This window comes from Streptomyces sp. NPDC087906 (genome assembly GCF_055584925.1).
The window spans coordinates 44424-68847 of record NZ_JBVJLC010000017.1 but is presented as its reverse complement, the minus strand read 5'-3'; the positions used below and the strand labels follow the sequence as shown (position 1 = coordinate 68847).

Below are 24424 nucleotides of genomic sequence, written 5' to 3'. Positions count from 1 at the left end.
TCGGTGGACACCCGACAGTCATGAGTCGTAGACGAAGCGCGACCGGCCGGATCGGGGGCCGTCGCCCGCGCGGCACCGTTGACGCCTTCACGGCGCAATCCTACGGTGGACCATAGGATTCGGAATTGACCAGGACTCCGGGGGATCCCCACTACGGGAGCGCATGATGACCGGCATCGAACAGGCCAGGAAGACCGCGGCGGAGCTCGACCACTCCGCCGGCTTCGGCAACGAACACAGCTCCGAGGCGGTGCCGGGCGCCCTGCCGCACGGCCGCAACGCGCCGCAGCGCGCGCCGCTCGGGCTGTACGCGGAACAGCTCAGCGGCAGCGCCTTCACCGAGCCGCGCGCCCACAACCGCCGCTCGTGGCTGTACCGCATCCGCCCTTCGGCGGCGCACCCGCCGTTCGCCAGGGTGGCCAACAGGGCTCTGGCGGGAGCCCCGTTCACCGGCAGGGCGGCCGACCCGAACCGGCTGCGCTGGAACCCGCTCCCCGACCCCGCGCCCGGCACCGACTTCCTGGCCGGCCTGTGGACCCTGGGCGGCAACGGCGACGCGGCGCAGCGTACGGGCATGGCCGTGCACCTCTACCACGCCAACGCCCCCATGACGGACCGGGTGTTCAGCGACGCCGACGGCGAACTGCTGATCGTCCCCGAGCGCGGCGGCCTGCTGCTCCGTACCGAACTGGGCCTGCTCGCCGCCCGGCCGGGGCAGATCGCGCTGGTCCCGCGCGGGATCCGGTTCCGTGTCGAGCTGCTGGACGACAGCGCCCGCGGCTACGTCTGCGAGAACTACGGCCGTCCGTTCGCGCTCCCCGACCTCGGCCCGATCGGCGCCAACGGCCTGGCGAACGCCCGGGACTTCCTCGCCCCTGTCGCCGCCTACGAGGACGTGGAGCGGCCGGTCGAGGTGGTCAGCAAGTTCTGCGGGAACCTCTGGTCCGCCACCTACGACCACTCACCGCTGGATGTCGTCGCCTGGCACGGCAATCACGTGCCGTACGTCTACGACCTGCGCCGCTTCAACGTCATCGGCTCCGTCAGCTACGACCACCCGGACCCGTCGATCTTCACGGTCCTCACCTCGCCCTCGGACACCCCGGGGCTCGCGGGCGTCGACTTCGTGGTCTTCGCGCCGCGCTGGCTGGTCGGCGAGGACACCTTCCGGCCGCCGTACTTCCACCGCAACGTGATGAGCGAGTACATGGGCCTCATCGAGGGCGCCTACGACGCCAAGGCCGAGGGCTTCGTGCCGGGCGGCGGCTCGCTGCACAACATGATGTCCGCGCACGGCCCCGACCGGGAGACCTTCGAGCGGGCGAGCGCGGCCGAGCTGCGGCCGCAGAAGATCGACGACGGCCTGGCCTTCATGTTCGAGACCCGCTGGCCGGTGACCATCACCGAGCAGGCGGCGGACGCCGGACACCTGCAGCAGCGCTACGACGACGTGTGGCAAGGTCTGCAACGCCACTTCAGGCCCTGACCGCCGCCCTCGTCACGGAGCTTACGGAGCTGCCGGTGTCCGACTTCGCCCCCGACTCGCTGGCCCTGAACCGCAAGCTGCCGCTGTGGTACCAGGTGTCGCAGTCGCTGCGCGCCTCGATCCTGGGCCGCCGCCCGCAGGACCCCCTGCGGCTGCCCACCGAGGAGCGGCTGGCGGCCCACTACGGGGTCAGCGTGCTGACCATGCGGCAGGCCCTGAAGGAGCTGGAGACCGAGGGGCTGATCAGCAGGCACCGGCGGCGCGGCACCTTCATCGAGCCCGGCGCCCGGCGCGGCGCGCCGCGCCGGCTGCTGGGCTCGATCGACGCGATCGTGGCGCAGCAGTCCGGGGAGCGCACCACGGTCCTCGCCCACGGCCCGGCGCCGGTGCCCGGCGAACTCGCCGAGTATTTCCCGGGTCTTGACGAGATCGTCTCGTACACCCGGCTGCGCTGCGACAGCGAGAGCGGCGAGCCGGTCAACTGGGCGCGCAACGCGGTACGTCCCGACGTGGCGGCCGGGCTCGACATCGCCGATCTGGAGCGCTGGCCGATGACGAAGGTGCTGCGCGACGCGCTGGGGGTACGGATCAGCCGGGTCACCGACACCGTCGAGGCGAGGCTCGCCGACCCGGCCACCGCCGAGCTGCTGAAGGTGCCGCTGCTCAGCCCGATCCTGCACTACACGGGGGTGACCTACGACCAGGACGGCCGGGTGGTGGATGTGGCGCTGATCCACTACCGGGGCGACCGGTTCGCCTTCTCGGTCACCGTCGAGGCGGACTGACGGCGCCGCTCGTTAGGCTTTCCGCACACAGGACCTGCGGCCGACAAGGAGGGTGTGCCCGGATGACGGCCCCGCCGAAGCCCCCGCCGACCGCCCCGCTGCTGAGTGATCTGCTGCCGTGGTCGGCGGCCCCGCTGCGGCTCGGCAGATCCTGGGTGATGGCGCAGGACCGCGCGTCGCTGACCGCCCGCTGGGACCGGCTGATACGGGCCGAAGGCGCGGAGCGCGAGGAGCTGTTCGTACCGACCAGGGCCCGTACGCCGCTCAGCGCGGTCGCCGCCCTGCCGGGCGGTCCGGCCTCGACGGCGCGCCTCGCCCGCGAGTCGGGCCCCTGCCCCGAGCCGCTGCGGATCACGCACGGCCCGTTCGACGAGCAGTGGCTGATCCCCGACCACCGGCTGATCGACGCGGCGCGTCCCGAGCTGTGGCGGGTCGCCGACGACCGGCAGGTCTTCGCCGTCGAACAGGGGTACGTACCGGGGGCGACGGGTCCCGCGCTGCTGGCGGGCGCGCTGCTCCCGGACGGCCGCTCGCCTGCGGGGCGGCCGGGGCGGATCCGGCCCCTCTACCGCCGGCCCGGCGGCGCCGAGCCCAATCTCGCCCCGGGGCTGCGGGAGTTGCTGGCGGAGCGGTACGGCCGCGCGGTCACCGCCGAGCAGGTGCTGGCCTGGGCGCTCGCGGTCGCCGAGCCGTCACCCCGCGGGTGCGTGGTGCCGCTGACGGGCGATCCGGAGCTGTGGTCGGCGGGTGCCGGTCTCGGCGAACAGATGCTGCGCGCGCAGTTGCGCGGGGCGCACGGCGGCGAGCGTCCCCGACTGCCCGGCGGCCGCCGGCCCTATGTGCGTGCCGCCGTCACCGGGCGGGCCGAGACGCTCGGATTCGAACCCGACGGGCAGACGCTGCTCGTCGGGGAGGGGCGTATCTCTCCCGTGTCGGCCGGGGCTTGGGACTTCACGGCGGGCGGGGTGCGGGTGCTTGAGCGGTGGTTCGAGCAGCGTACGGCCGTGCCGGAGGCGGGGTTCGAGGCGCTGGAGGCGATCCGGCCGGCCGGCTGGCTGCCCGAATGGACGTCCGAGCTGCTGGAGTTGATCACGGTGCTGACGCTGCTCGACGAACTGCGCGCACCGGCGCGGGAGTTGCGCGAGAAGGTGCGGACGAGTCCCGGGATCGGCCGGGACGAGCTGACGGCCGCGGGAATTCTGCCGGTGCCCTCGGCAGCGAAGCGGCCAGCCTCGGTCTTCGATCATCACGAGGAAGGTCCGGAAGGGCAGTTCACCCTGATCTGATTCGCCTTGATCTGATGTGCCCTGATCCAGGGGGACTTGACACCGACGCATTGCCGCGGACCGTCGGGGAGAACGGGTGAAAAGAGCGCGGCACTGCGTCGGACGGCGTACTCGCCCGAGCGGGTTGTGGATCGCCGTGGGGTCGGGAGTGGAGTCAGCGGCGGCTGCCGAACAGCGAGCGGCGCAGACGCCGCAGGGGCGCGAAGAGCGAGACACGCGCGCTCTTGCTCTTGCTGCGGGCCTCCGTCTCGTCGCTCGAACGCGAGGTCAGCTCACGCATCAGAAGCGTCGCTTCCGCCGTCTCACGCTGCGGGACGGCAGGGCCGCCGAGCACCGAGAGATGGCGGTCGAGGCGCGAACTCGTCGCGCTGCTCCCGCATGTGATCGCAGGGACTCGCGCCCTGCTGTGCACTGTTATCTGTTCCATGTCACTCCCCACCCGTACGAGGGCACCCGACCCGGGCAGGTTAACCCTATCGCTCCCACCCGACACTCGTGTATCCCGCCCGCAGCATTAAGCACACCCATACGAGTTGCCGCGAAGATCACCCTATCCTGCCGATTTCAGGGCGAGTTGGACAGTTCGCCACCGTGACCCGCACGGTGGCCGCCGGGGCGGTCGCGGGACAAAAGGCCGTGCACCGGCCGCCCCGGTGCCGGATCATGTGGGTCATGTCTGCCAAGCCACAGGACGCACTGCCGATCCGGCTCACCGTCGACGACAGCGACTCCCCTTCGGATGTCGTCGACGCGCTGTTCCTCGGCCGTTTCGCGACGGGCGAGCAGCCGTTCTCGCACAGTTCCACCATCGACCGCGTCAAGTCGGGGGCCGCGCTGCTGCCGCCCGGCGCCACCGTGCTGCGCTCGGCGCGCGACGACGACCGCAGCGCGACGCTCTCCGAGGGCGACGGCTGGACGCTGCTCGTCTCCCGCTGGAAGCACGGCGCCGATGTGACGGTGACGGCGGTCAGCGCCGAACTGGCCGAGCAGGTACTCGGCCGGGCGACCGACGGCGCGCGGGACGACCCCGAGCCCCAGCCCGAGAACGTGACCATGGGGTTCTGGTACGTGTCGCCGCGGCGCGGCCCCTACCGCACCACCCGGCAGATCTCCGCAGGTAGCTGGGACGACGTCAGGGCCAACTACACGGCGCCGGTGGCCGATGCGATGGACCAGCTCATGAAGGTCACGCCCGACGACATCGCCGGACGGCTGCTCCTGCTGCACGGCCCGCCGGGCACCGGCAAGACCTCGGCGCTGCGCACCCTGGCCCGCTCCTGGCGCGACTGGTGCCAGGTGGACTGCGTGCTGGACCCGGAGCGGCTGTTCAACGACGTCGGCTATCTGATGGACATCGCGATCGGCGAGGACGACGGCTCGGCCAAGGGCCGCTGGCGGCTGCTGCTCCTGGAGGACTGCGACGAGCTGATCCGCGGCGAGGCCAAGCACACGGCGGGCCAGGCGCTGTCGCGGCTGCTGAATCTGACCGACGGACTGCTCGGCCAGGGCCGGAACGTACTCGTGGGCGTGACGACCAACGAGGACCTGGAGCGGCTGCATCCGGCGGTGGTCAGGCCGGGGCGCTGTCTGGCCAGGATCGAGGTGGGATCGCTGACCCGCGCGGAGTCGATGGCCTGGCTGGACCGCGAGGAGGGCGACTGGGACGGCACGGTGGGCCGCGAGGGCGCGACGCTCGCCGAGCTGTACGCGCTGCGGAGGGGCCACGGCCCGGCGTCGGTCCCGGCACAGCAGTCGGGCGAGGCGGGGCTGTACCTGTGAGATCCCGCACCCGTACCGGGCCGCGCGGGTAGCTACGGCTTGTTGGCGTAGGCGGCCCGCAGGGCCTCCTCGACGGCCGCCAGCGCCGCCGCCTTGCCGAGCCCGAGGCGCAGGGCGCGGTCCGCGTACGCCTGCGCCGCGGCGGCCGTCTCCCGCTCGGCGGCGTCACCCGCCGCGGCGACGAACGTGCCGTTGCGGCCGCGGGTCTCGATCACCCCGTCGCTCTCCAGGGCCCGGTACGCCTTGGCGACGGTGTTGGCGGCGAGGCCCAGCTCCTCGGCGAGCCCCCGCACGGTCGGCAGCTTGTAGCCGACCGGCAGGGTGCCTTTGCGGGCCTGCGCCGAGACCTGCGTACGCACCTGCTCGTACGGCGCGGGAGCGGCTGCCGGGTCGATCACGATCTTCAGGGTCACCCGGTGATTGTCCCCCACCGCCCGCTGGGCGGGAGGTGCACCGCCCGGCGCGCCCCCTCGGGCCGGTACGCGACGGGGTCGTCGTCCTCGTGCCAGTGGATGACGAACCGCTCGCCCGCGCGGTAGGCGTCGAGGGCGGCCCGGCAGTAGGCGACCAGGTCGTCCGGCAGGTCGTCCAGCGGATGCCAGGAGAGCCCCGAGCACTTGTCCGGCTCGCGGTTGTACGGCTCGCCGCCCTTGCCGTACGCCACCTCGAAGAACCAGCCGATCCTGGGATTCCCGCCGGGGCCGCGATGCTGCATGACGAGGGCGACCCGCAGGTCGTCGGGGGCCGGTTCGACGCCGATCTCCTCGGCCGCCTCGCGGATCATGGCCGTACGGACGTCCTCACCGTCCTCCACATGCCCCGAAGGGCCGTTGAGCAGACCGTCGGCATACCCGGTGCCGGCCCGGCGGGCGAGCAGCACCTCGTCGCCCCGGCGCAGGATCAGATGGACGTCGACCACTTCGCGATGGCGCGGCACCGCGGCCGTGCGCGCGAGCACCGCGTACCGCTCGTCGTCCACGGCCCGGCCCCAGAGCGCCGGGTCGTCCGACAGCGGCTCGTGATGGACGCGCTCGGCGAGCGGACCGAGCGCGCGGACGACCCGGGTCGCCGGCAGTCCCGTCCCCGCCCAGACCCCTTCGACCAGCACCAGCCGGCCGCCGGGCCGCAGCAGCGCGATCCACTGCCGCAGGACCGCCTCGGGGTCGTCCACCACCCACAGCACATGCCGGGCCAGCACGACGTCGAAAGTGCGCCCGGCCACCGGCGGCGCCTGCACATCGCCGACCAGCACCTCGGCGCCCGTCCCCGCGAGCTTGCGGCGCGCCGACTCCACCATCCGGGGCGAGAGATCGACCCCGGTGACCCGGTGCCCCCGCTCGGCGGCGAGCAGCGCCAGACTGCCCGTACCGCACCCGAGGTCGAGGACGTCGGACGGCTCGACCGGCAGCCAGCCGGCGAGCCGTCCGGCCCAGGCGGCCCTGACGCCGGGGTCCAGGAGCCCGTGGTCGGGCTCCTGGTCGAAGGTGTCGGCTTCGGCGTTCCAGTCGATCGAGTCCATGATCCGATCCTGGCACCCGCCACTGACAACGCACCGTCCGCCGCGATCCCGACGCGGACCGGCGCGGACCGGCGCCGGCCTGTGCCGGTCCTTAGCGGCTCCTTAAGCGGAGCATAAGGATGGGCACCGGCCCCTCCTGGCCGGGGATTTCGAGGTTTGGAGCGGATAACTTGCTGATCGCCGGGGCGGGTTCGGATCCGGTGGCGCCCGACACGGGAGGTCACGCCGCCGTACGAATCCGCCCCGCTCTCTCGACTCCGCAGCACCCCGAAGGAGAACCCGTACATGACCGCTCGTCGCAAGGCTGCCGGGGTAGTCGTCCTGGGCTTCGTCCCGCTCGCCGTGGTCGCTCTGACCTCGGCGCCCGCCGTCGCCCACGGATCGCTGACGGACCCGGTCAGCCGCGTCGCCGCCTGCTACACCGAGGGGCCCGAGCAGCCGCAGTCCGCCGCCTGCAAGGCCGCTGTCGCGGCCGGCGGTACCCAGCCGTTCTACGACTGGAACGAGGTCAACCTCCCCAACGCCGCCGGGAACAGCCGCCAGTTGATACCGGACGGCAAGCTGTGCAGCGCGGGCAGGGACAAGTACAAGGGTCTCGACCTGGCCCGCGCCGACTGGCCGTCCACGCAGCTCAACGCGGGCAACCGGACGTTCCGCTACAAGGCGACCGCCCCGCACCGGGGTTCCTTCGAGCTGTACATCACCAAGGACGGCTACGACCCCGCCGAGCCGCTGAAGTGGTCGGACCTGGAGGACACGCCCTTCCTGAAGGTCACGGACCCGAAGCTGGTCAACGGTGACTACGTCTTCGACGGCATCGTCCCCAACAAGTCGGGCCGCCATCTGATCTATTCGATCTGGCAGCGCTCCGACAGCCCTGAGGCGTTCTACACCTGCTCGGACGTGGTCTTCGGCGAGGACAACGGTGCCACGGGCGGTACGGGCGGTACGACGGCGCCGACCGCTTCGGCCCCGACGAACGAGCAGGTCGCCGACGGCGCCGACAAGTCGTCCGTCGACCACACCGGCCACGCGACCCACCCCGCCTCCCCGGCGGCCGAACCGGCGGACGAGGGCGGCGAGTACGCGGGCGAGGAGGGCAACGACCCCGTCGTCACCAACGCCGACGCGGTGGTCGCACAGCCGGCCGCCTCGCAGGACAACCTGGCGGAGACGGGCAGCGACAGCAACACCTCGGTCTACACGATCGGCGGGGCGGCGGCGCTCGCGGCCGGCGCGGCGATCATGTTCGGTACGACCCGGCGCAGGGCGGTCTCGACCGGCGGCCGGCACAGCCGCTGACGGCGACAGAACCGGGGAGCGTCAGGACAACTGACCGAAGCGCGCGACGTACCGCCGTTGCCACGGCGTCTCCACAGCGCGCGCTTCGTAGTGCCGCCGCACATACGCCACGGCCCGGTCCGCCGGGACGCCGTCGATGACGGCGAGGCAGGCCAGGGCCGTGCCGGTCCTGCCGCGTCCGCCGGCGCAGGCGACCTCGACGCGCTCACTCCCCGCACGCTCCCACACGTCGGCGAACAGCGCGGCGGCCCGCTCCCGGTCGGCGGGCAACCGGAAGTCGGGCCAGCGCAACCACCGGCTCTCCCAGGGGACTTCGGGCGGCGGCTTGCCCAACAGATAGACGCCGAACGCCGGGACGGCCCCGGCGGGCAGCGCCCGCCGCAGCCCCCGTCCCCGTACCAGCCGCCCGGACGGCAGCCGGAGCACTCCGGCCGCCGCGGGGTCCCACAGCTCCGCCATTCCCCCACCCTGCCATCCGGACGGTTGTGGCGTCAGCAGGTCATCGGGTCAGCCGACGACCGAGGCGCAGGTGGTCGGGGTGGCGTGGGCGGGGTCCAGGGCGTTGGCCACCTCGTGGTACGCGATGCGGTCGACCGTACCGATCGCCACATGCTCCGAGAGGTCGACCGGGCACAGGTCCTGGAGGAGCACGTTGCGCACGTCGGGGCCGGTCAGGAACTGGCTGCGGTACGGCGTGACGACCTCGTCGTAGCGGGTGGCGATCACCGTGTAGTGCACGCCCGGCTGGGTGTCGCCGCCCGCGTTGAGCTTGGTGAGGAACGGCGAGCCCGCCACCTGGTCGGCGAGGCCCGGGGTCGCCATGGTCAGCAGGTCCTTGGCGCCGGGGAAGTACGGCAGCAGCGCGGTGAGGCCGTTCAGCGTGGTGCCGTGGTTGTCGGGGGCGATGCCGATCATGGCGTTCGTCTTCGCCGCGCCGCCGAGGAACTTGAGGTAGTAGCGCGGCATCATGCCGCCCTGCGAGTGGCCGACCAGATCGGCCTTGGGCGCTCCGGTGGCGGCGAGCACCTTGTCGACGAAGGTGGCGAGCTGGCCCGCCGAGGCGTCGATGGGGCCGATGCCGTAGATGAGCGGTACGCCCGGGAGTTGGCCGTAGTCGAGGGAGAAGACGCAGTAGCCGCGGTTCACCAGGTACGGGGCGAGGGCGAGCCAGTTGTCGACACCGTTGGCGAAGGTGCCGTGGACGAGGACGACCGGGCGCGGGTGCGCGGCGGACGGTTTGCAGGAGTAGTTGTTCCAGCCGCTGCTCGGCGCGGAGGCGGCGAGCGGGGCGGCGGAAGAGGCCGGGGCGGCGGTCAGGGTGGCGGTGGCTGCGAGCAGCAGCGCGGCCAGTGGTCCGAGCGCTCGTTTCCAGGGCAGCATCGGGCGGTCTCCTTGCGGCTCAAGGGAATGGCGATGACTGGCAGCCAGATGGCCCGGACCACAAAGATGGCTGTGTTCATGCCAAGTTACGTGCCAGTAGAAAGCGGGGGGAAGTTACGCGTCGGTAAAAACTGCGACGACAGCACGGTAATCTCCCGCGTCCCGCGATCCCGGCAGCAACACCTGCCGGGACCGGCCCTCGAACTGGCGCGCACCCAAAGGAGACCCGAGGGGGACCCGAGCGGGACCCCGAGGGGAACCCGGGCGGGACCCCGAGGGCGATCAGCCGGCGGGCGGGGTGAACTCCGGCTGGTCCAGCAGCCGCAGCCAGCTTCCGTCCGGCTGGCGCCTGACCACCTGCGCGCGGGCCCCCGTCCCGTCCTTGGGCGGTGTCGAGGTGAGCGCGATGTCGCCGCTCAGCAGGGTCGGCAGCGGCTCTTCCGGTGCGAAGTGGGGCTTGCCAGCCAGCACCTTCTCCCACAGCGCGCGGATCGCGTCCCGGCCGACCGTCCGCTCCCCGGGCGGGTACGCCAACACCGCTTCCGGTTCGTAGAGTTCGGCGACCCCGGCCGCGTCGCCCGCGTTGGACCGCTCGACGAACAGCCGGGTGATGTCCTCGGGCCGCATGGCCTTCTCGTACTCCGTCATGGCTTCCTTCTCCTCGCGTCAAGGGCTTCCGTGGTTCCCGACCCGGTCCAGCCTCGTCACCTCCGTATCAGAAGTCCAACAGATGGTTCTGCTGGAAGCTAGAATCCACACTCATGGATCTGAGGCAGCTCGAATACTTCGTCGCGGTCGCCGAGGAGCGGAACTTCACCCGGGCGGCCGAGCGGGTGCACATCAGCCAGTCCGGTGTCAGCGCCCAGATCCGCCAGTTGGAGCGGGAGCTGGGCGCCGAGCTGTTCGACCGGTCGGCGCGTACGACGGTCCTCACCGTCGCGGGAAAGGCGGCGCTCGGACCCGCGCGGGCCGCGCTCGCCGCCGCGGGCGCTGTCGGTCAGGCGGTGGGCGAGGTGACCGATCTGATCCGGGGCCGGATCAGCGTCGGAATGGTCATCGGCTGCACGCTCACCCCGCTGTTCGAAGCCCTCGCCGCTTTCCACCGGGCGCATCCCGGGGTGGAGGTCTCCCTCCTGGAGGACAACTCCGAACGGCTGGTCGAAGAAGTGCGGGCCGGCACCCTCGATCTGGCCCTCGTCGGCACCGCCGCCCCCGCCCCCGAGGGGCTTGAGGCGCTGACGGTCGTCAGCGAACGGCTCGTCGTCGCGGTCCCCGCCGGGCATCCGCTGACCGGACCGGAGCGGGTCACCCTGCGCGACGTGTGCGGCCATCCGATCGTGTGCATGCCGCCGGGCACCGGGCTGCGGACGGTCTTCGACCGGGCCTGCGCCGCCCAGGACCTCCACCCGGTGATCACCCTCCAGGCCAGCGCCTCCGACGCCATCGCCGATCTGGCAGCCCGCGGGCTCGGTGTCGCCGTCCTCAGCGAGTCGATGGCCGCGCGCCACCGCGACCGGCTCGGCGGCCGGTTCATCGAGGACGTCCAGGCGCCGGCCCTGCTCTCCCTGGTCTGGCGGGACGCCAGGACCCCCGCCGTACGGGAGTTCCTCACGTACGGCCGCCGCGCGTTCACCGCCCCGGCCTGAGCGTCCAGTTGGCCGAGGTCAGGCGGCCAGCGATCCCGGGAACAGCGTCTGCGGGCCGAACTTGGCGCGTACGAGGTCGGCGACCTCCTCGATCCGGCGCGCCCGGTCGTCCACCGGGTCGAACGTCAGTTGCCTGGTGGCCCGTTCGGCGGGGAGCAGGTCCTCGGCCCGCACCGAGAGCGCCCGTACCCGGGCCCGTTGCAGCCCGAGCGACTCATGGATCCGGTACGCGGCAGCGGTCAGCGCCCCCGAGTGGGCGGTCGGTTCGCGCAGCGCGCGGGTGCGGACGGTGGTGGAGCGGTCGGCGTAGCGCACGGTGAGGGTGAGCGAGCGGCACACCTGCTCGGAACCGCGCATCCGCACCCCCAGCTCCTCGGTGATCGAGAGCAGCGCGCGCCGGTGCCGTTCCTGGTCCAACTCGTCGCGGGGGAAGGGCCGTTCGGCGGCGAGCGAGCGGGAGGCCGCGTTCGGCACGACCGGCGCGGCGTCGACGCCGTGCGCCTTCTCGTACACCTCGCGGCCCATCCGCGTCCCGATGACCCGCTGGAGGGTCGACAGCGGTACGGCCGCCGCCTTCCCCACGGTGTCGATGCCGTACGAGCCGAGCGCCCGCGCCGTCGCCGTACCGATCCCGGGCAGGGCGGCGACCGGCCGGGGCGCGAGGAACCGCCGGACGGCGCGCTCGTCGTCCGGCACCACGAGCGTCGTTCCCCGCGCGGCTTCCCGTACGGCCATCCTGGCCAGCATCGGGGTGCCGGCCACCCCGATCGTGCAGCCCGCCCCGGCGTGCGCGAGGGCCCGTACCCGCAGCACGGCGGCGAGCCCGGCCGCGTCCTGCCCGAAGTACCGCTGGGCGCCGCGCACATCGACGAGCGCGGAGTCCGGCGGCAGCGCCTGGACGACCGGGCTGATGTCCTCGATCAGCCCGAGCAGCGGGGTCACGTCAACGGCGTCGGCGGCATCGGCGTGGAAGTCGGCGTGGTGGAACCGTACGCAGAGGATCATCCGGCGCTCCCCGGGCTGGAGTGCCACAGCTTGCGCAGCTTCTGTCCGGTCGGTACGCCCTCGCCCGCGGGCCGGAGGTCGGCCCAGGGGTTCATCTCGTACCCGGTGGGCAGTTGGATGCGCCGGCCGTTGTCGGCGGGCCCTTCGGCCGCGACCGGCTGCTCGGCGGGCGCGTTGAGCGCCGCCGCCACCGCGTCCAGGCCGCCTTGCTCCCGCAGTTCCACCAGCTCCGCCAGGTTCCACGCCGCGGCGCCCACCACGCTGAGGCTCCGCGGCCCCCTGCGCTGCACCACCCCGCGCACCAGCAGCAGCCAGGAGTGGAAGACGGTGTGCGCGCACGCCTCGTGGCTGTCGTCGAAGAAGGCGAGGTCGACCAGGCCCGTACCGTCGTCGAGCGTCGTGAAGATGACCCGCTTGCCCGATCTGATCGGCGGGGTCTGGGTGGCCACCTTGGCGCCGGCGACCAGGACGGTGCTGCCGTGCGGCGCCGCCCGCAGCCGTTTGGCCGACATCACCCCCAGCTCCCTCAGGAACGCGTGGTGGTCCCCCATCAGATGGCGGGAGGCGTCCATGCCGAGGACGCCCAGCTCGGCGCTGAGCCGTTCGGCGTCGCCCAGGTCGGGCAGGCCGGCGGGCGCGGTCCGCTGCCCGCCCCCGAGCGGGAGTTGGTCGCCGTGGCCGGCGCCCGTCCTGCGCTGCGCGCCGTGCAGCTCGGACAGATGCAGCAGCAGATCGCGCCTGTTGGCGCCGAACCGGTCCAACGCCCCGACCTGCGCCAGCCGTTCGGCCACCGGACGGCTCGGCCTGGCCCGCTGCCAGAAGTCCAGCAGCGAGGAGTACGGCTGCCCCGCCTCGATCCGCGCGGTCTCCGCCTCGCTGATGCCGTGGACGTCGCAGAGCGCGAGCCGCAGCCCCCAGACCGGACCGCCGCCGCCCGCGGCCCCCACCCCGACCCCAGCCCCCATTCCACCGCCATCAGACACCAGTTCGATTCTATGAGTGGCTGCCGACGCGTTCACATCCAGCGGCAGCACCGGCACCCCGCGCCGCCGCGCGTCCGCCAGCAGCAGCCGCTTCGGATACATCCCCGGGTCATGGGTGAGCAGCCCGGCGTAGAAGGCGGCGGGATGGTGCGCCTTGAGCCAGGCCGACTGGTACGTCGGTACGGCGAAGGCGACCGCGTGCGCCTTGCAGAAGCCGTACGAGCCGAACGCCTCGACGATCGCCCAGGCGCGCGCCACCACCTCCGGCGCGTACCCGCGCTCCACGGTCCGCTGTTCGAACCAGGCACGGATCCGGCCCTGCGACTCCGGGTCGGAGAGCCCCCGGCGCACCTTGTCGGCCTCCTCGCGGCCGCAGCCGGTCATGATGTCCACCATCCTGATGATCTGCTCGTGGAAGACGACCACCCCGTAGGTCTCCCGCAGCGGCGCCTCCAGGTCCGGGTGCGGATAGCGGATCGGCGCCCTGCCGTGCCGGGCCTCGATGAACGGTCGGACCATGTCGGCGGCGACCGGGCCCGGCCGGAAGAGCGAGATGTCGACCACCAGGTCGTGGAAGGTGGCGGGTTGCAGCCTGCCGACCAGATCGCGCTGGCCCGGCGACTCGATCTGGAAGCAGCCCAGCGTCTCGGCCGAGCGGATGAGGTCGTAGGTCGCCGGGTCGCCCTCCGGCACCTGCGCCGGGTCGTCGATGTCCACGGCGTCGCCGGTGGCGCGCTCGATCTCGGCGACGGCGTGCGCCATCGCCGACTGCATCCGCACCCCGAGGACATCGAGCTTGAGCAGGCCGAGATCCTCCACGTCCTCCTTGTCGAACTGGGCCATCGGGAAGCTCTCGCCGCTGGTCGGCACCACCGGCGTACGGCGCAGCAGCGAGGCGTCGGAGAGCAGCACCCCGCACGGGTGCATGGCGATCCCGCGCGGCAGCGCGTCCAGCGCCTCCACCAGCTCCCAGAGCCTGCCGTGCCGCTCCTGCCGCCCGGCGACCTCGCGCAGCTCGGGCAGTTCCGCCATCGCCGTACGGGCGTCCCTGGCGCGGATGTGCGGGAACGCCTTGGCGATCCGGTCGATCTCGGCCGGGTCCATGGACAGGGCGGCGCCGACGTCCCGTACGGCATGGCGCACCCGGTAGGTCTCAGGCATGGCGACGGCGGCGACCCGCTCACCGCCGAACCGGTCGAGGATCGCGCGGTAGACATCGAGCCGCCGGGCCGATTCCACGTCGATGTCGATATCGGGAAGGCCGGGGCGCCGGGTGGAGAGGAAACGTTCCATCAGCAGTCCGTGCGCGACCGGATCGGCGTGCGCGATGCCCAGCAGATGGTTGACCAGGGAGCCGGCGCCCGAGCCGCGGGCGGCGACCCGGATGCCCATCCCCCGGATGTCGTCGGCGACACCGGCGACGGTGAGGAAGTACGAGGCGAACCCCATCGCGTCGATCGTGCGCAGCTCGGCCTCCAGCCGGGACCAGTACACGCGGTGGTCGGCGCGCCGGTCGTAGCCGCGCAGCACCATCCCGGCGGCGGCGCGCGAGCGCAGCACCCGTGAGGCGCTGCGCCGGTCGGCGCCGACCAGCCGGGGTTCGGGGAAGTGGACGGTGCCGATCCCCAGGTCGTCCTCGGGGTCGACGAGGCAGCTCGCCGCCGTCTCCTCGGTCATGGCGAGCAGCCGGTGTGCGATGTCGCGCCGGAATCCGGCGGCCTCGGCGACCAGCTCGGCGGTACGCGCCATCGCCTCCGGGTCCTTGAGCCAGCGCTCCCCGGTGTCCAGGCCGCGGCGCGGGTCGATGGGGATCAGCCTGCGGGCCGCGTCCAGTACGTCGGCGACCGGGCCCTGCCCGGCGTCGGCGTACCGGACGGCGTTGCCGAGCACGGCGCGTACGCCCTGTTCGGCGGCGAAGCCGAGGGTACGGGCGGCGTGCCGCAGCGATCCAGGGCCGGTGCCGGTACGCCCGTGATGGACGATCTCCAGACGCAGCGCGTCGCCGTAGACCTCCCGCCAGGGCGCGAGCAGCCGGGCCGCCCGGTCGGGGCGGCCGGCGGCGACGGCGCGGCCGATCTCGGAGTCGGGGCCGAGCAGGACGGTGAGTCCCGCGCCGTGGTTGTCGCGCCAGGGCAGCAGCGGACCGCCGTCCCCCGCCGCGTGCGCCGTGGTCACCAGCCGGCACAGGTCGGCCCAGCCGGCCGCGCCGTCCCGGGCGAGGAAGACGGCGCGCGGCGCCGATTCGTCGACAAAGGCACCGCCGCGCACGGGGGTGCGTCTGCGTGAGGTGGGGCCCTCCTCACGTGCCCGCTCGCCCACCGCGAGGTCCACCCCGAACAGCGGGCGCACCCCTTCCGCGGCGCACGCCTTGGCGAAGCGGACGGCGCCCGCGAGGCTGTCGCGGTCGGTGAGCGCGAGGGCGTCCATGCCCCGTTCGGCGGCGCGCGCGGCGAGCCGCTCCGGGTGGGAGGCGCCGTACCGCAGGGAGAAACCGGACACGGTGTGCAGATGCGTGAACCCGGGCATCCGCACCTCCTGGGTCGTCCTGGATCAGTCCTGCTCGCCTCCCCGAGTTCCACCATAGACCAAGTTTCGAACGTGCGTGCGATACCCGTGGGACGCCTGGCCTCCCGGCTCCCCGGGCCCGCCCGTGGCCGCCCTTACGCCATTCAGACTCTCCCCACCTGCGCGGATACCGGGAGCCCAGGACGGTGATGGCATGACATTCGTCGACGAGGTGAAGACCGCGGTCACCCCACGGGCAGCGCTGCTCGTCATCGGGGTGCTGGCGCTGCAACTGCTGTTCATCGCCTCGTACGTCGGCGCGCTGCACCATCCGCAGCCGACGGACATCAAGGTCGCCGTCGTCGCCCCCGGGCAGACCGCCACCCAGCTCGCCGGGGAGCTGAAGCAGCTCTCGGGCAGTCCGCTGGACCCCCGGGTGCTCCCGGACGAGAAGACGGCACGCAGGCAGATGCTGAACCGCGACATCGACGCCGCTCTCCTCGTCGACCCCCGGTCGAGCACCGACACCCTGCTGATCGCCTCCGGGCAGGGCTCCACCGAGACCAGCATCCTGCTCAACCTCTTCGGCGGTCTAGAACAGCAGCAGCAGCGCTCGCTCAGGCCCGACGACGTGGCGCCCGCCACCGTCCAGGACGCCGACGGGCTCTCGTCGTTCTATCTCGTCATCGGCTGGTGCGTCGGCGGCTACCTGTGCGCGGCGATCCTCGCGATCAGCGCGGGGGCGCGGCCGGCCAACCGCAGCAGGGCCGTGATCCGGCTGGGGGTGATGGCGCTGTACGCCGTCGTGGGCGGCATCCTCGGCGCGGTGATCACCGGGCCGATCCTGAACGCCCTGCCGGGCAGCGTGTTCGGGCTGTGGGGGCTCGGCGCGCTCACGGTCTTCGCCGTCGGCGCCGCCACCCTGGCCCTGCAGGCGGTCTTCGGCGTCGTCGGTATCGGCCTCGCCATCCTGCTGATCGTCGTGGCGGGCAATCCGAGCGCGGGCGGCGCCTTCCCGCTGCCGCTGCTGCCGGACTTCTGGCGGTCGATCGGGCCCGCGCTGCCGCCGGGCGCCGGGACGTGGGTGGCCAGGTCGATCGCGTACTTCCGCGGCAACGCGGTCACCGGGCCGCTGCTGGTGCTCTGCGCCTGGGCGGTGGGCGGCACCCTGGTCACGCTCGTCGCGACCGTGCTGCGCAAGCCGCGGGACGACCGGCGGGTCGTCACCGCCGAGTCACCACCCGGTCAGCAACTCTAGGGACAGCGGGAACCCGGCCCGCCTGGCGGCGGACCGGGTTCCCGGGTCACTGCTCGTCACGACCTGACCGGTACCGGCGTCAGCCGATCTCGGCGCCGAACGCGGCGAGCGCCGCCGTGGCCGGCTGGAAGAACGTCTCACCGCCCGAGCTGCAGTCACCGCTGCCGCCCGAGGTCAGCCCGATCGCGGAGCTGCCCGAGAAGAGCGAGCCGCCGCTGTCGCCGGGCTCGGCGCACACGTCGGTGTCGATGAGCCCGTTGACGATGTCACCGTTGCCGTAGTTGACGGTGGCGTCGAGCCCCAGGACCGTACCGCTGTGCACCTGGGTGGTGGAGCCGCTGCGGGTCACGGACTGGCCGACCGTCGCTTCGGCCGCCCCGGTGATCGGCTGTGCGCTGCCGTCGTAGAGGTTGACCTCGCTGGGGTGGTCCACGCCGTCGTTGTACCTGACCAGGCCGTAGTCGTGACCCGGGAAGTCCGAGCCCTCGGTCGAACCGATCTGGTTGCCCTGCGCGTCGGACCAGGTCTGGATGTCCGCCGTGCAGTGCCCCGCCGTGATGAAGTACGGGGCGCCGCCCACGGTCACGTTGAAGCCGACCGAGCAGCGTGCCGTACCGCCGGGGACAGGTCCGGTCACGGCGTCACCGCCGGAGACGAAGGGCTTGAACTCCCCCGCGGACCGCTTGAGCGCGACCGTGCCGCCGAGCTGCTCGACCACGCTGTTGAGCTTGGTCAGCTCGGCGCCCTTGACCGTGCGGTCGGCCTTGACGACGACCTTGTTGCTGACCGGGTCGACGGACCAGGACGTGCCCGGGATGGCGGCCTTCGCCGCCAGGGTCTTGCGTGCGGCGGTGAGTTCCTTCGCGGAGTTCTCCACCACTCGGGCCTTGCCACCGGCCTGGCGCACGACTTCCGCCGCCTGGTCGTCGACGACGTTCACCACGAGCGCCTTGGACTTGGCGTCGTAGTACGAGCCGGCCGCGTCGCTTCCCAGATCCTTGTTCAGGTGCGAGGAGAGCGTCCCTGCCGCTGTCGCGGACAGTGACTTCACCGCGAACTGCGGTGCCGCCTCACTGGCGTTGGCCGTCTGGAAGCTGATTCCTGCCACGACCAGGGCGGCCACAGCGCCGCCTGCCATCGTCGCCCGCTTCTTGGATATGTGCCGATGCTTCATACATGGGCCTCCTGTGGGGGGCCGCGCCGGGACAAGTGGGGTGTTCCGGCACGGAGGATGAGCCGCCCACTATTCCTAAACCGGCCAGTAGCACACAAGGCCGGTCGCAGGACACGCACACGAAGGTCTCAATACGGCCACGCGGCCTCCATCCGCTTCGGCACATCACTCCCAATAGCCCCGTATCTCAATAGACCCGTACGCCATAGGCCTTGAGCGCCTCGGTGACCGGCTGGAAGTACGTCGTGCCGCCGGAGCGGCAGTCGCCCGTGCCGCCGGACGTCAGGCCGACGGCCCGGCTGCCGGAGTACAGCGAGCCGCCGCTGTCGCCCTGTTCGGCGCAGACGTTGGTGCGGATCAGCCCCGAGATGATGTGGCCGCCGCCGTAGTTGACGGTGGTGTCGAGACCCAGCACGGTCCCGCTGTGCACACCGGTGGTGGAGCCCCTGCGGGTGACCCGCATGCCCACGCTCGCCTCGGCCGCCGCCGTGATGTCGGTCCTGCCGACCGTGCCGGGGTGCCGGAGCGAGGTGTTGGCGTAGCGCACGATGCCGTAGTCGTTGCCCGGATAGCTGGAGCCCGCCGTGGGGCCGATACGCACGGAGTGGGAGGCGTTGGTGTACCAGGACGAGCCGCGTTCGGTGCAGTGCCCCGCCGTCAGGAAGTAGTACGTGGCGCCCTTGCGGACGTTGAAGCCGGCCGAGCAGCGCCAGCCGGTGGCCGACGCCGGGTCGCCGCCGGAGATGAGCGGGGAGATCCTGCCCGCGACCCGCTCGACGCGCAGCGCGCCCGCCCCGGGCCCGGCCGCTTCCCGCAGTTCGGCGATCCCGGCGGGCGGGACGGTGCTGTCGGCGGTGACGACCAGGGCGCCGTCGGCCCCGTCGGTGTACCAGGCGGTGCCGGCCACGTCGGCGTGGCGTACGGCCTCCCCCAGCGCGGCGAGCCGGGCCGCCCCGACGGCCGCAGGGGCCGCGCCGGCGACAGCCGTCGGTACGGGGGCGGCCAGTACGAGCGTCGCGACCAGCCCCACGACGAGCCCCGCGACGGCCGACGGCAGCCGGATGTGCTTGATCCACACGTGTGCGTTCCTCCGAGTCGAAAGCCATGCCGCTCGGAGTATCGAGGCGTGCCGACGAGCCGCACAAGGCCGCCTTCTGGCCGCAGCTTCGCAGGTCGTAGGGGGTGTGGACAGGGGGTGTGAACGCCGTCAGAAGGGGCAGCGGGCAGCCCGCTGACCGACCGTCACATCTCAGCAGTCGCACCCGCAGTCGCAGCCGTCGCACCCGTCGCAGCACTGGCAGCAGTCGCAGCAGCCGCCGTCGCAGTCGCAGCTCTGGCAGCAGCCCTCGCGCCGCTTGCCCGACCACGGGCCCTCGTACCGCTCGGCGCAGCACATCCGGCAGGTGCAGAGCAGTCCGGCGAAGACCGCGCAGCCGGCCAGGAAGCCCCGCCCGTCCTTCCGCGGCGGCTCGGGCGGCTGGACGCGCCCTCCGGAGGTCCAGGGGTCGGCAGGGGCGTCCGGGTCGGTGTCCGGCCCGGGGCCCGCGCTGTGGCCCTGATGCGCGTGCGTGTGCGTGCAGGCCGTCGTCGTGGCGAAGGCCCGGTCGACGGAGGTGCGCAGTTCGTGCGCCAGGAGTACGTGCGCCAGTCTGCCGTCGACGAACTCGGCGTCCCGCAGGGCGAGACGTATGCCGTGCACCGCGTCGTCGGCGAGCCGCCGCGCCTCCGGCAGCGGGGTGCCGGTCGCGGCGAGCGGGTTCCAGGCACCCGACGCGGCGTCAGCTTCCCTGTCCTCCACGGCGTCCAGCAGATGGGCCAGCCGTCCGAAGAGCCGGCCCGCCTCGGCGAGCGGCGCCTGGTTGCCGGGCCGGCCCGCCAGGACGGCGGTGTGCGCGAACGCCGCGGCCGTCGCCGTCTCGGTCGGTTCGGTGACATTCAGCAGCGGGGTGCCGGGGCCCGCCAGCAGCTCGATGTCCGGCTGCCGGTCGACGGCTTCGACCAGTACGGCCGTGTCGAAGCCCAGCTCGGCGCCGGTGCGCGCGCCCGCCTTGTCCCAGCCCGCGGCGACCCGGCGGGCCGCCGCCGCCAGCGGCCTGCGCCTCAACAGCCCGTCACCGTCGGCGACGTGGTCCCGTATCTTCGCCGACGCCAGCACCAGCGAGACGGCGGCGGCGAGCCGCGCGCCCTCACCTCTTGCCACCGGGGCGGTTCGCATCCCGCGCAGCGGGCAGGGACCTGCTGTGCGCCGCTGCCCGGCGGTGCGCCCGGTCTGAGCCTCCGTCAGGACGGAGACGATCAGGCCGTCGTAGTTGGTGACAACCCGGGAGAACTGTCCGTGGTCCGAGCGAAGTGCCAGGCACAGCCCGCAGAGATGGGCCGTCCACTCGGTCTTGAGGCTGCCTGCCAGCCGATGTGCGCAGGGTCTGACTATTCCGAACACGACCGTCCCCCCGGTACGTCGTCCTTGGGCTGTCGCCAGCCGTTTCTCGCTCGTTCTCGTGTGCGAAACGCATCGTATCGAGTGACGGTTCACCCGAACGTCCCCTGCGTCACCCGTCTGGCCCGAAATTCATATTTCGTGCCGGGCCATGGCCCGTACCCAGGAAGAACCTTGACGAACCGCCACATCTTCTGCACCAGTACCGTCACGAATCGCCTCTGCGGCGACTATCCCCTTGGCGCTCAATCCGCATTATGGACGACGATAGAGAAGCGGAACCACAAGTGACCGCGGTGAAAGGAGGCGTCCATGGGATCGGTGCGCAAGGCGAGTGCCTGGCTGGGCCTCGTTGAGGACAACGACGAGCGGTACTACGACGACGACGAGTACGCCGAAGGTGCGGAGAGCGGCGAAGCCTGGAAGACCGACCCCCGGGTGCGGGTCGCCTCCCGGCCCGCTCCCGAGCAGGACCGCAGGATCGCCACCGTCTCCCCGGAGAGCTTCCGGGACGCCCGGAGCATCGGCGAGCTCTTCCGGGACGGCGTCCCGGTCATCATGAACCTCACTTCCATGGAGCCCGCCGACGCCAAGCGCGTCGTCGACTTCGCCGCCGGGCTGATCTTCGGACTGCACGGTTCGATCGACCGCGTCGCCACCCGGGTCTTTCTGCTGACCCCCGGTGACACCGAGATCGTCTCCGGCGATCCGGCCGGCCGTACGCAGGACGGCTTCTTCAATCAGAGCTGAGCAGGGCGCTCACCGGTTCACTCCGGGTTCACCGGCACTTGACGCCGGGTTCACCGGAACGCGTCGAGACCGGTGAGCGCCTTGCCCAGGACGAGTTGATGCATCTCGACGGTGCCCTCGTAGGTGAGCACCGACTCAAGATTCGTGGCGTGCCGCATCACGGGATATTCGAGCGAGATCCCATTGGCGCCGAGAATGGTCCGTGCCGTGCGGCAGATCTCGATCGCCTCCCGCACATTGTTGAGCTTGCCGAAACTGACCTGCTCGGGGCGGAGCCGCCCCGCGTCCATGCGCAGCCCGATGTGGTGGGCGAGCAGGATGCCCTTGTGCAGTTCGAGGGCCATGTCGGCGAGTTTGGCCTGGGTGAGCTGGAAGCCGCCGATGGGCCGGCCGAACTGCTCCCGGGTCTTCGCGTAGTCGAGGGCCGCTTCGAAGCTGGCGCGCGCGGCGCCCATGGCGCCCCAGATGATCCCGTACCGCGCGTGGTTCAGGCAGCCGAGCGGGCCGCGCAGCCCGGTGGCCTCCGGCAGTACGGCGTCGGCCGGCAACCGCACGTCGTCGAGGACCAGTTCGCTGGTGACCGAGGCGCGCAGCGACCACTTGTGCTTGATCTCGGGGGCGGTGAAGCCGGGGGTCCCGGCCGGCACCAGAAAACCCCGGATGCCGTCGTCGGTCTGCGCCCAGACGACGGCGACGCCCGCCACGGTCCCGTTGGTGATCCACATCTTGCGTCCGGTGAGCAGCCAGTCGGAGCCGTCCCGCCTGGCGTAGGTGCGCATGCCCGCCGGGTCGGAGCCGTGGTCGGGCTCGGTGAGGCCGAAGCAGCCGATGGTCTCGCCCGCCGCCATGCCCGGCAGCCAGCGCTGCCGCTGCTCCTCGGAGCCGAAGCGGTGGATCGCGTACATGGCGAGGGAGCCCTGGACGGAGACGAGCGAGCGGATGCCCGAGTCGGCGGCCTCCAGCTCCAGGCAGGTCAGGCCGTACTGGACGGCGGTGGCGCCCGCGCAGCCGTACCCGGTCAGCGACATCCCGAGGGCGCCGATGGCGCCGAGTTCGCGGGCCAGTTCGCGGATGCCGGGCAGCTCGCCGCTCTCGTACCACTCGGCGACGTGCGGCAGCACCCGGTCGGCGGCCCAGTCCCTGACGGTCTCCCTGATCGCGAGATCCTCGGGGCTGAGCAGATCGTCGATGCCGAGCGGGTCATGGGGGTCGAAGGAAAGGGCTGAGGATGCTGACATGGCGCTGCCTCCGGCGGCTCGCACGGACTGAAGCTCGAACTCGGTCTGCTCACGACCAAAACTAGCAGCGGTAGTTAGAGCTGGCGGGCCGACCCCGCCTGCCGGGAAGCGGCTCTGCCGGCCGGTACCCCGAGCGGCCCCGCCCCGGCCCGCGCGCCATGCTGCTCCCCGCCGCCCTGCTTGACCAGCGATATCCGCGGGGCCGGCGCCGCCGCGCCCGCAGGGCAGTCCGCGGTCCGCGGCAGCCGCAGCGCGGCCAGCGCGCCGAGCAGCAGCAGTCCCGCGCTGACCAGCAGCGTCACGTGCAGGCCGTGTACGAAGGAGTTACGGGCGGCCGTCCGCAGCGAGGTGCCTGCGGGCCCGCCGAGCCGGGCCGCCACCTGGTACGCCTCCCCCAGCGAGTCGGCGGCAGCCGCGCGCGCCGCCGCCGGGACACCGGGTACGGACGACAGTCCGGGCGCGTACGCCGCGTTCATCACGCTGCCGAGCAGCGCGATGCCAAGACCCGCGCCCAGTTGGTACGACGTCTCGCCGATCGCTGCCGCGCCGCCCGCCTCGTCGGCGGGGCACTCGCTGAGCATCGACTCGTACGCCCCGAAGAGGGTGGACTGGAGCCCGACCCCGAGCAGGACGAAAGCGGCGGTGAGCAGCACCGGACGGTCGTGCTGCCCCATCAGGACCAGCAGCAGCACGGCGGCAGCGGTGAGTGCGAATCCCCAGGACACCATCGCGCGCGGCCCCAGCCTGCGCAGCGTCAGCGATCCGGTGGCGCCCGCGGCGATGGCGGCGAAGGTGAGCGGCAGCAGCCGCAGTCCGGTCTCCAGCGGGCTGAGTCCGAGCACCAGTTGGAGGTACTGGACGGCGATCAGCTCCAGCCCGACCAGCGCGAGCATGGCGAGGACGATGCAGCCGACGGAGGTGGCGAAGGTCTTCCTGGCGAACATCCGCACGTCGATCAGCGGATGCGCCCGGCGCCGCTGCCTGCGGACGAAGACCACCAGCAGCGCGGCCCCCGCGCACAGCGGTCCGACGGTGGCGCCCGAGAGGATGCCCTCCCCCGCGCCGAGCCGCTTCACCCCGAAGACCACGCCGAGCACCCCGGCGGCGGCCAGCAGCGCCCCGAGCACGTCCCAGGGCCCTTCGGCGCTGCCGCGCGACTCGGGCAGCGCCGCCCTGCCGAGCGGCAGGATGACGGCGAGCAGCGGGATGTTGATGAGGAAGACCGAGCCCCACCAGAAGTGCTCGACGAGAAATCCGCCGAGTACGGGCCCCACGGCGGCGCCGACGGCCGCGACGGCGGTCCACGCGCCGATGGCGACGGCGCGCTCCCGCCGGTCGGGGAAGACCGCGCGGAGTATCGAGAGCGTCGCCGGCATGATCATCGCGCCGCCGATCCCGAGCAGCGCACGCGCCCCGATCAGCATCTGCGGAGTGGCGGCGAAGGCGGCGAGCGCCGAGGCCGCGCCGAAGATGGCGTAGCCGATCAGCAGGACCTTGCGGCGGCCGACGCGGTCGCCGAGCGTGCCGAAGAGGATCAGCAGCGAGGCGCAGACCAGCGGATACGCGTCGACGATCCACAGGAGTTCGACCCCGGTGGGCCGCAGATCGGCCGTGACGGCGGGGACCGCGACATGCAGCACCGTCGCGTCGAGTGCGACCAGCAGCAGGCTGACGCACAGGACGACCAGCACGAGCCAGCGGCCCGCACCGCCGCGGGCGCCGGCGGCGACCGGCCGTGCTGCGGCCGTGGTGGTGCCCGACATCTGTGTACCTCCCCTGCGTGCTGCGCGCCCGGCGAGCGTACGCGAGTCGGCTCCTGTGGCGTGTGGTGCACGCCTCACCTCGCGCGGCCGCCCTCGGGGGAAATTCGGCGTAACGCGGCGGTGAACGA

Annotated in this window: 21 protein-coding genes; 8 read left to right on the top strand and 13 right to left on the bottom strand. The window is 72.5% G+C overall.

Annotated elements, in window-relative coordinates:
* Positions 1 to 166 precede the first annotated feature (166 nt).
* The 3 genes from hmgA (at position 167) to ACZ63I_RS32895 (ending at position 3557) form a co-directional block, all read left to right on the top strand.
* Positions 167 to 1486 (top strand): homogentisate 1,2-dioxygenase, encoded by a 1320-nt coding sequence (gene hmgA / locus ACZ63I_RS32905; protein WP_469343010.1) that lies wholly within the window; start codon positions 167 to 169, stop codon positions 1484 to 1486.
* A 35-nt stretch (positions 1487 to 1521) separates the two neighbouring features.
* Positions 1522 to 2271, top strand: coding sequence for a GntR family transcriptional regulator (locus ACZ63I_RS32900; protein ID WP_469343008.1), 750 nt, complete (start codon positions 1522 to 1524; stop codon positions 2269 to 2271).
* A 62-nt stretch (positions 2272 to 2333) separates the two neighbouring features.
* Complete coding sequence (locus ACZ63I_RS32895; protein ID WP_469343007.1) at positions 2334 to 3557, top strand: type ISP restriction/modification enzyme; 1224 nt, start codon at positions 2334 to 2336, stop codon at positions 3555 to 3557.
* A gap of 154 nt (positions 3558 to 3711) precedes the next feature.
* On the opposite strand, the gene ACZ63I_RS32890 is transcribed toward ACZ63I_RS32895, so the two are convergent.
* Positions 3712 to 3984, bottom strand: coding sequence for a hypothetical protein (locus tag ACZ63I_RS32890; protein ID WP_041991220.1), 273 nt, complete (start codon positions 3982 to 3984; stop codon positions 3712 to 3714).
* A gap of 245 nt (positions 3985 to 4229) precedes the next feature.
* Between ACZ63I_RS32890 and ACZ63I_RS32885 the strand changes: the two genes are divergently transcribed.
* On the top strand, positions 4230 to 5336 hold the full coding sequence (locus ACZ63I_RS32885) for a DUF5925 domain-containing protein (protein WP_469343005.1): 1107 nt from the start codon (positions 4230 to 4232) through the stop codon (positions 5334 to 5336).
* A 32-nt stretch (positions 5337 to 5368) separates the two neighbouring features.
* On the opposite strand, the gene ACZ63I_RS32880 is transcribed toward ACZ63I_RS32885, so the two are convergent.
* Positions 5369 to 5749 carry a GntR family transcriptional regulator gene (locus ACZ63I_RS32880; protein ID WP_469343004.1) on the bottom strand — a complete coding sequence of 127 codons (381 nt, stop codon included), beginning with the start codon at positions 5747 to 5749 and terminating at the stop codon, positions 5369 to 5371.
* Complete coding sequence (locus ACZ63I_RS32875; RefSeq protein ID WP_469343002.1) at positions 5746 to 6855, bottom strand: methyltransferase domain-containing protein; 1110 nt, start codon at positions 6853 to 6855, stop codon at positions 5746 to 5748. Before ACZ63I_RS32875 ends, ACZ63I_RS32880 begins: the two co-directional genes overlap by 4 nt.
* A gap of 285 nt (positions 6856 to 7140) precedes the next feature.
* On the opposite strand from ACZ63I_RS32875, the gene ACZ63I_RS32870 reads away from it, so the two are divergent.
* On the top strand, positions 7141 to 8157 hold the full coding sequence (locus ACZ63I_RS32870; RefSeq protein WP_469343001.1) for a lytic polysaccharide monooxygenase auxiliary activity family 9 protein: 1017 nt from the start codon (positions 7141 to 7143) through the stop codon (positions 8155 to 8157).
* 21 nt (positions 8158 to 8178) lie between these two features.
* Here ACZ63I_RS32870 and ACZ63I_RS32865 read toward each other — a convergent pair whose 3' ends face one another.
* The 3 genes from ACZ63I_RS32865 to ACZ63I_RS32855 form a co-directional block, all read right to left on the bottom strand.
* Positions 8179 to 8616, bottom strand: a complete 438-nt coding sequence (locus ACZ63I_RS32865) for a protein-tyrosine phosphatase family protein (protein WP_469343000.1) — start codon at positions 8614 to 8616, stop codon at positions 8179 to 8181.
* 48 nt (positions 8617 to 8664) lie between these two features.
* Complete coding sequence (locus ACZ63I_RS32860; protein ID WP_469342999.1) at positions 8665 to 9537, bottom strand: esterase/lipase family protein; 873 nt, start codon at positions 9535 to 9537, stop codon at positions 8665 to 8667.
* Positions 9538 to 9819: 282 nt separating this feature from the next.
* Positions 9820 to 10185, bottom strand: a complete 366-nt coding sequence (locus tag ACZ63I_RS32855; RefSeq protein WP_469342998.1) for a YybH family protein — start codon at positions 10183 to 10185, stop codon at positions 9820 to 9822.
* Positions 10186 to 10298: 113 nt separating this feature from the next.
* Between ACZ63I_RS32855 and ACZ63I_RS32850 the strand changes: the two genes are divergently transcribed.
* The gene (locus tag ACZ63I_RS32850; protein WP_469342997.1) at positions 10299 to 11183 is read left to right on the top strand and encodes a LysR family transcriptional regulator; all 885 of its coding nucleotides are present in this window, start codon (positions 10299 to 10301) and stop codon (positions 11181 to 11183) included.
* Between the two features lie 18 nt (positions 11184 to 11201).
* Here the strand turns inward: ACZ63I_RS32850 and ACZ63I_RS32845 are convergent, their stop codons facing one another.
* Positions 11202 to 12188 carry a DNA polymerase Y family protein gene (locus ACZ63I_RS32845; RefSeq protein WP_469343134.1) on the bottom strand — a complete coding sequence of 329 codons (987 nt, stop codon included), beginning with the start codon at positions 12186 to 12188 and terminating at the stop codon, positions 11202 to 11204.
* Positions 12185 to 15697, bottom strand: a complete 3513-nt coding sequence (locus ACZ63I_RS32840) for a DNA polymerase III subunit alpha (RefSeq protein WP_469342995.1) — start codon at positions 15695 to 15697, stop codon at positions 12185 to 12187. Before ACZ63I_RS32840 ends, ACZ63I_RS32845 begins: the two co-directional genes overlap by 4 nt.
* A 193-nt stretch (positions 15698 to 15890) precedes the next feature.
* Between ACZ63I_RS32840 and ACZ63I_RS32835 the strand changes: the two genes are divergently transcribed.
* Positions 15891 to 16934, top strand: coding sequence for an ABC transporter permease (locus tag ACZ63I_RS32835; RefSeq protein ID WP_469342994.1), 1044 nt, complete (start codon positions 15891 to 15893; stop codon positions 16932 to 16934).
* A 79-nt stretch (positions 16935 to 17013) separates the two neighbouring features.
* On the opposite strand, the gene ACZ63I_RS32830 is transcribed toward ACZ63I_RS32835, so the two are convergent.
* The 3 genes from ACZ63I_RS32830 to ACZ63I_RS32820 form a co-directional block, all read right to left on the bottom strand.
* On the bottom strand, positions 17014 to 18108 hold the full coding sequence (locus ACZ63I_RS32830) for a S1 family peptidase (RefSeq protein ID WP_469342993.1): 1095 nt from the start codon (positions 18106 to 18108) through the stop codon (positions 17014 to 17016).
* A gap of 187 nt (positions 18109 to 18295) precedes the next feature.
* Complete coding sequence (locus ACZ63I_RS32825) at positions 18296 to 19186, bottom strand: S1 family peptidase (RefSeq protein ID WP_469342991.1); 891 nt, start codon at positions 19184 to 19186, stop codon at positions 18296 to 18298.
* 171 nt (positions 19187 to 19357) lie between these two features.
* Positions 19358 to 20548: a DUF5685 family protein gene (locus ACZ63I_RS32820; RefSeq protein WP_469342990.1), complete on the bottom strand. Its 1191-nt coding sequence runs from the start codon at positions 20546 to 20548 to the stop codon at positions 19358 to 19360.
* A gap of 309 nt (positions 20549 to 20857) precedes the next feature.
* Here ACZ63I_RS32820 and ACZ63I_RS32815 point away from each other — a divergent pair, with 309 nt between their 5' ends.
* On the top strand, positions 20858 to 21295 hold the full coding sequence (locus ACZ63I_RS32815) for a cell division protein SepF (RefSeq protein ID WP_469342989.1): 438 nt from the start codon (positions 20858 to 20860) through the stop codon (positions 21293 to 21295).
* Between the two features lie 50 nt (positions 21296 to 21345).
* On the opposite strand, the gene ACZ63I_RS32810 is transcribed toward ACZ63I_RS32815, so the two are convergent.
* Both ACZ63I_RS32810 and ACZ63I_RS32805 read right to left on the bottom strand, forming a co-directional pair.
* Positions 21346 to 22533: an acyl-CoA dehydrogenase family protein gene (locus tag ACZ63I_RS32810; RefSeq protein WP_469342987.1), complete on the bottom strand. Its 1188-nt coding sequence runs from the start codon at positions 22531 to 22533 to the stop codon at positions 21346 to 21348.
* A gap of 74 nt (positions 22534 to 22607) precedes the next feature.
* On the bottom strand, positions 22608 to 24296 hold the full coding sequence (locus ACZ63I_RS32805; RefSeq protein ID WP_469342986.1) for an MFS transporter: 1689 nt from the start codon (positions 24294 to 24296) through the stop codon (positions 22608 to 22610).
* Positions 24297 to 24424 lie beyond the last annotated feature (128 nt).

What these genes read in the sequence shown, in the direction of transcription:
- ACZ63I_RS32815 (WP_469342989.1), top strand. Translation starts at nt 20,858, where the DNA reads ATGGGATCGGTGCGCAAGGCGAGTGCCTGGCTGGGCCTCGTTGAGGAC.
- ACZ63I_RS32840 (WP_469342995.1), bottom strand. Translation starts at nt 15,697, where the DNA reads ATGCCCGGGTTCACGCATCTGCACACCGTGTCCGGTTTCTCCCTGCGG.
- ACZ63I_RS32860 (WP_469342999.1), bottom strand. Translation starts at nt 9,537, where the DNA reads ATGCTGCCCTGGAAACGAGCGCTCGGACCACTGGCCGCGCTGCTGCTC.
- ACZ63I_RS32870 (WP_469343001.1), top strand. Translation starts at nt 7,141, where the DNA reads ATGACCGCTCGTCGCAAGGCTGCCGGGGTAGTCGTCCTGGGCTTCGTC.
- ACZ63I_RS32805 (WP_469342986.1), bottom strand. Translation starts at nt 24,296, where the DNA reads ATGTCGGGCACCACCACGGCCGCAGCACGGCCGGTCGCCGCCGGCGCC.
- ACZ63I_RS32855 (WP_469342998.1), bottom strand. Translation starts at nt 10,185, where the DNA reads ATGACGGAGTACGAGAAGGCCATGCGGCCCGAGGACATCACCCGGCTG.
- ACZ63I_RS32865 (WP_469343000.1), bottom strand. Translation starts at nt 8,616, where the DNA reads ATGGCGGAGCTGTGGGACCCCGCGGCGGCCGGAGTGCTCCGGCTGCCG.
- ACZ63I_RS32875 (WP_469343002.1), bottom strand. Translation starts at nt 6,855, where the DNA reads ATGGACTCGATCGACTGGAACGCCGAAGCCGACACCTTCGACCAGGAG.
- ACZ63I_RS32850 (WP_469342997.1), top strand. Translation starts at nt 10,299, where the DNA reads ATGGATCTGAGGCAGCTCGAATACTTCGTCGCGGTCGCCGAGGAGCGG.
- ACZ63I_RS32835 (WP_469342994.1), top strand. Translation starts at nt 15,891, where the DNA reads ATGACATTCGTCGACGAGGTGAAGACCGCGGTCACCCCACGGGCAGCG.
- ACZ63I_RS32890 (WP_041991220.1), bottom strand. Translation starts at nt 3,984, where the DNA reads ATGGAACAGATAACAGTGCACAGCAGGGCGCGAGTCCCTGCGATCACA.
- hmgA (WP_469343010.1), top strand. Translation starts at nt 167, where the DNA reads ATGACCGGCATCGAACAGGCCAGGAAGACCGCGGCGGAGCTCGACCAC.
- ACZ63I_RS32845 (WP_469343134.1), bottom strand. Translation starts at nt 12,188, where the DNA reads ATGATCCTCTGCGTACGGTTCCACCACGCCGACTTCCACGCCGATGCC.
- ACZ63I_RS32895 (WP_469343007.1), top strand. Translation starts at nt 2,334, where the DNA reads ATGACGGCCCCGCCGAAGCCCCCGCCGACCGCCCCGCTGCTGAGTGAT.
- ACZ63I_RS32830 (WP_469342993.1), bottom strand. Translation starts at nt 18,108, where the DNA reads ATGAAGCATCGGCACATATCCAAGAAGCGGGCGACGATGGCAGGCGGC.
- ACZ63I_RS32885 (WP_469343005.1), top strand. Translation starts at nt 4,230, where the DNA reads ATGTCTGCCAAGCCACAGGACGCACTGCCGATCCGGCTCACCGTCGAC.
- ACZ63I_RS32810 (WP_469342987.1), bottom strand. Translation starts at nt 22,533, where the DNA reads ATGTCAGCATCCTCAGCCCTTTCCTTCGACCCCCATGACCCGCTCGGC.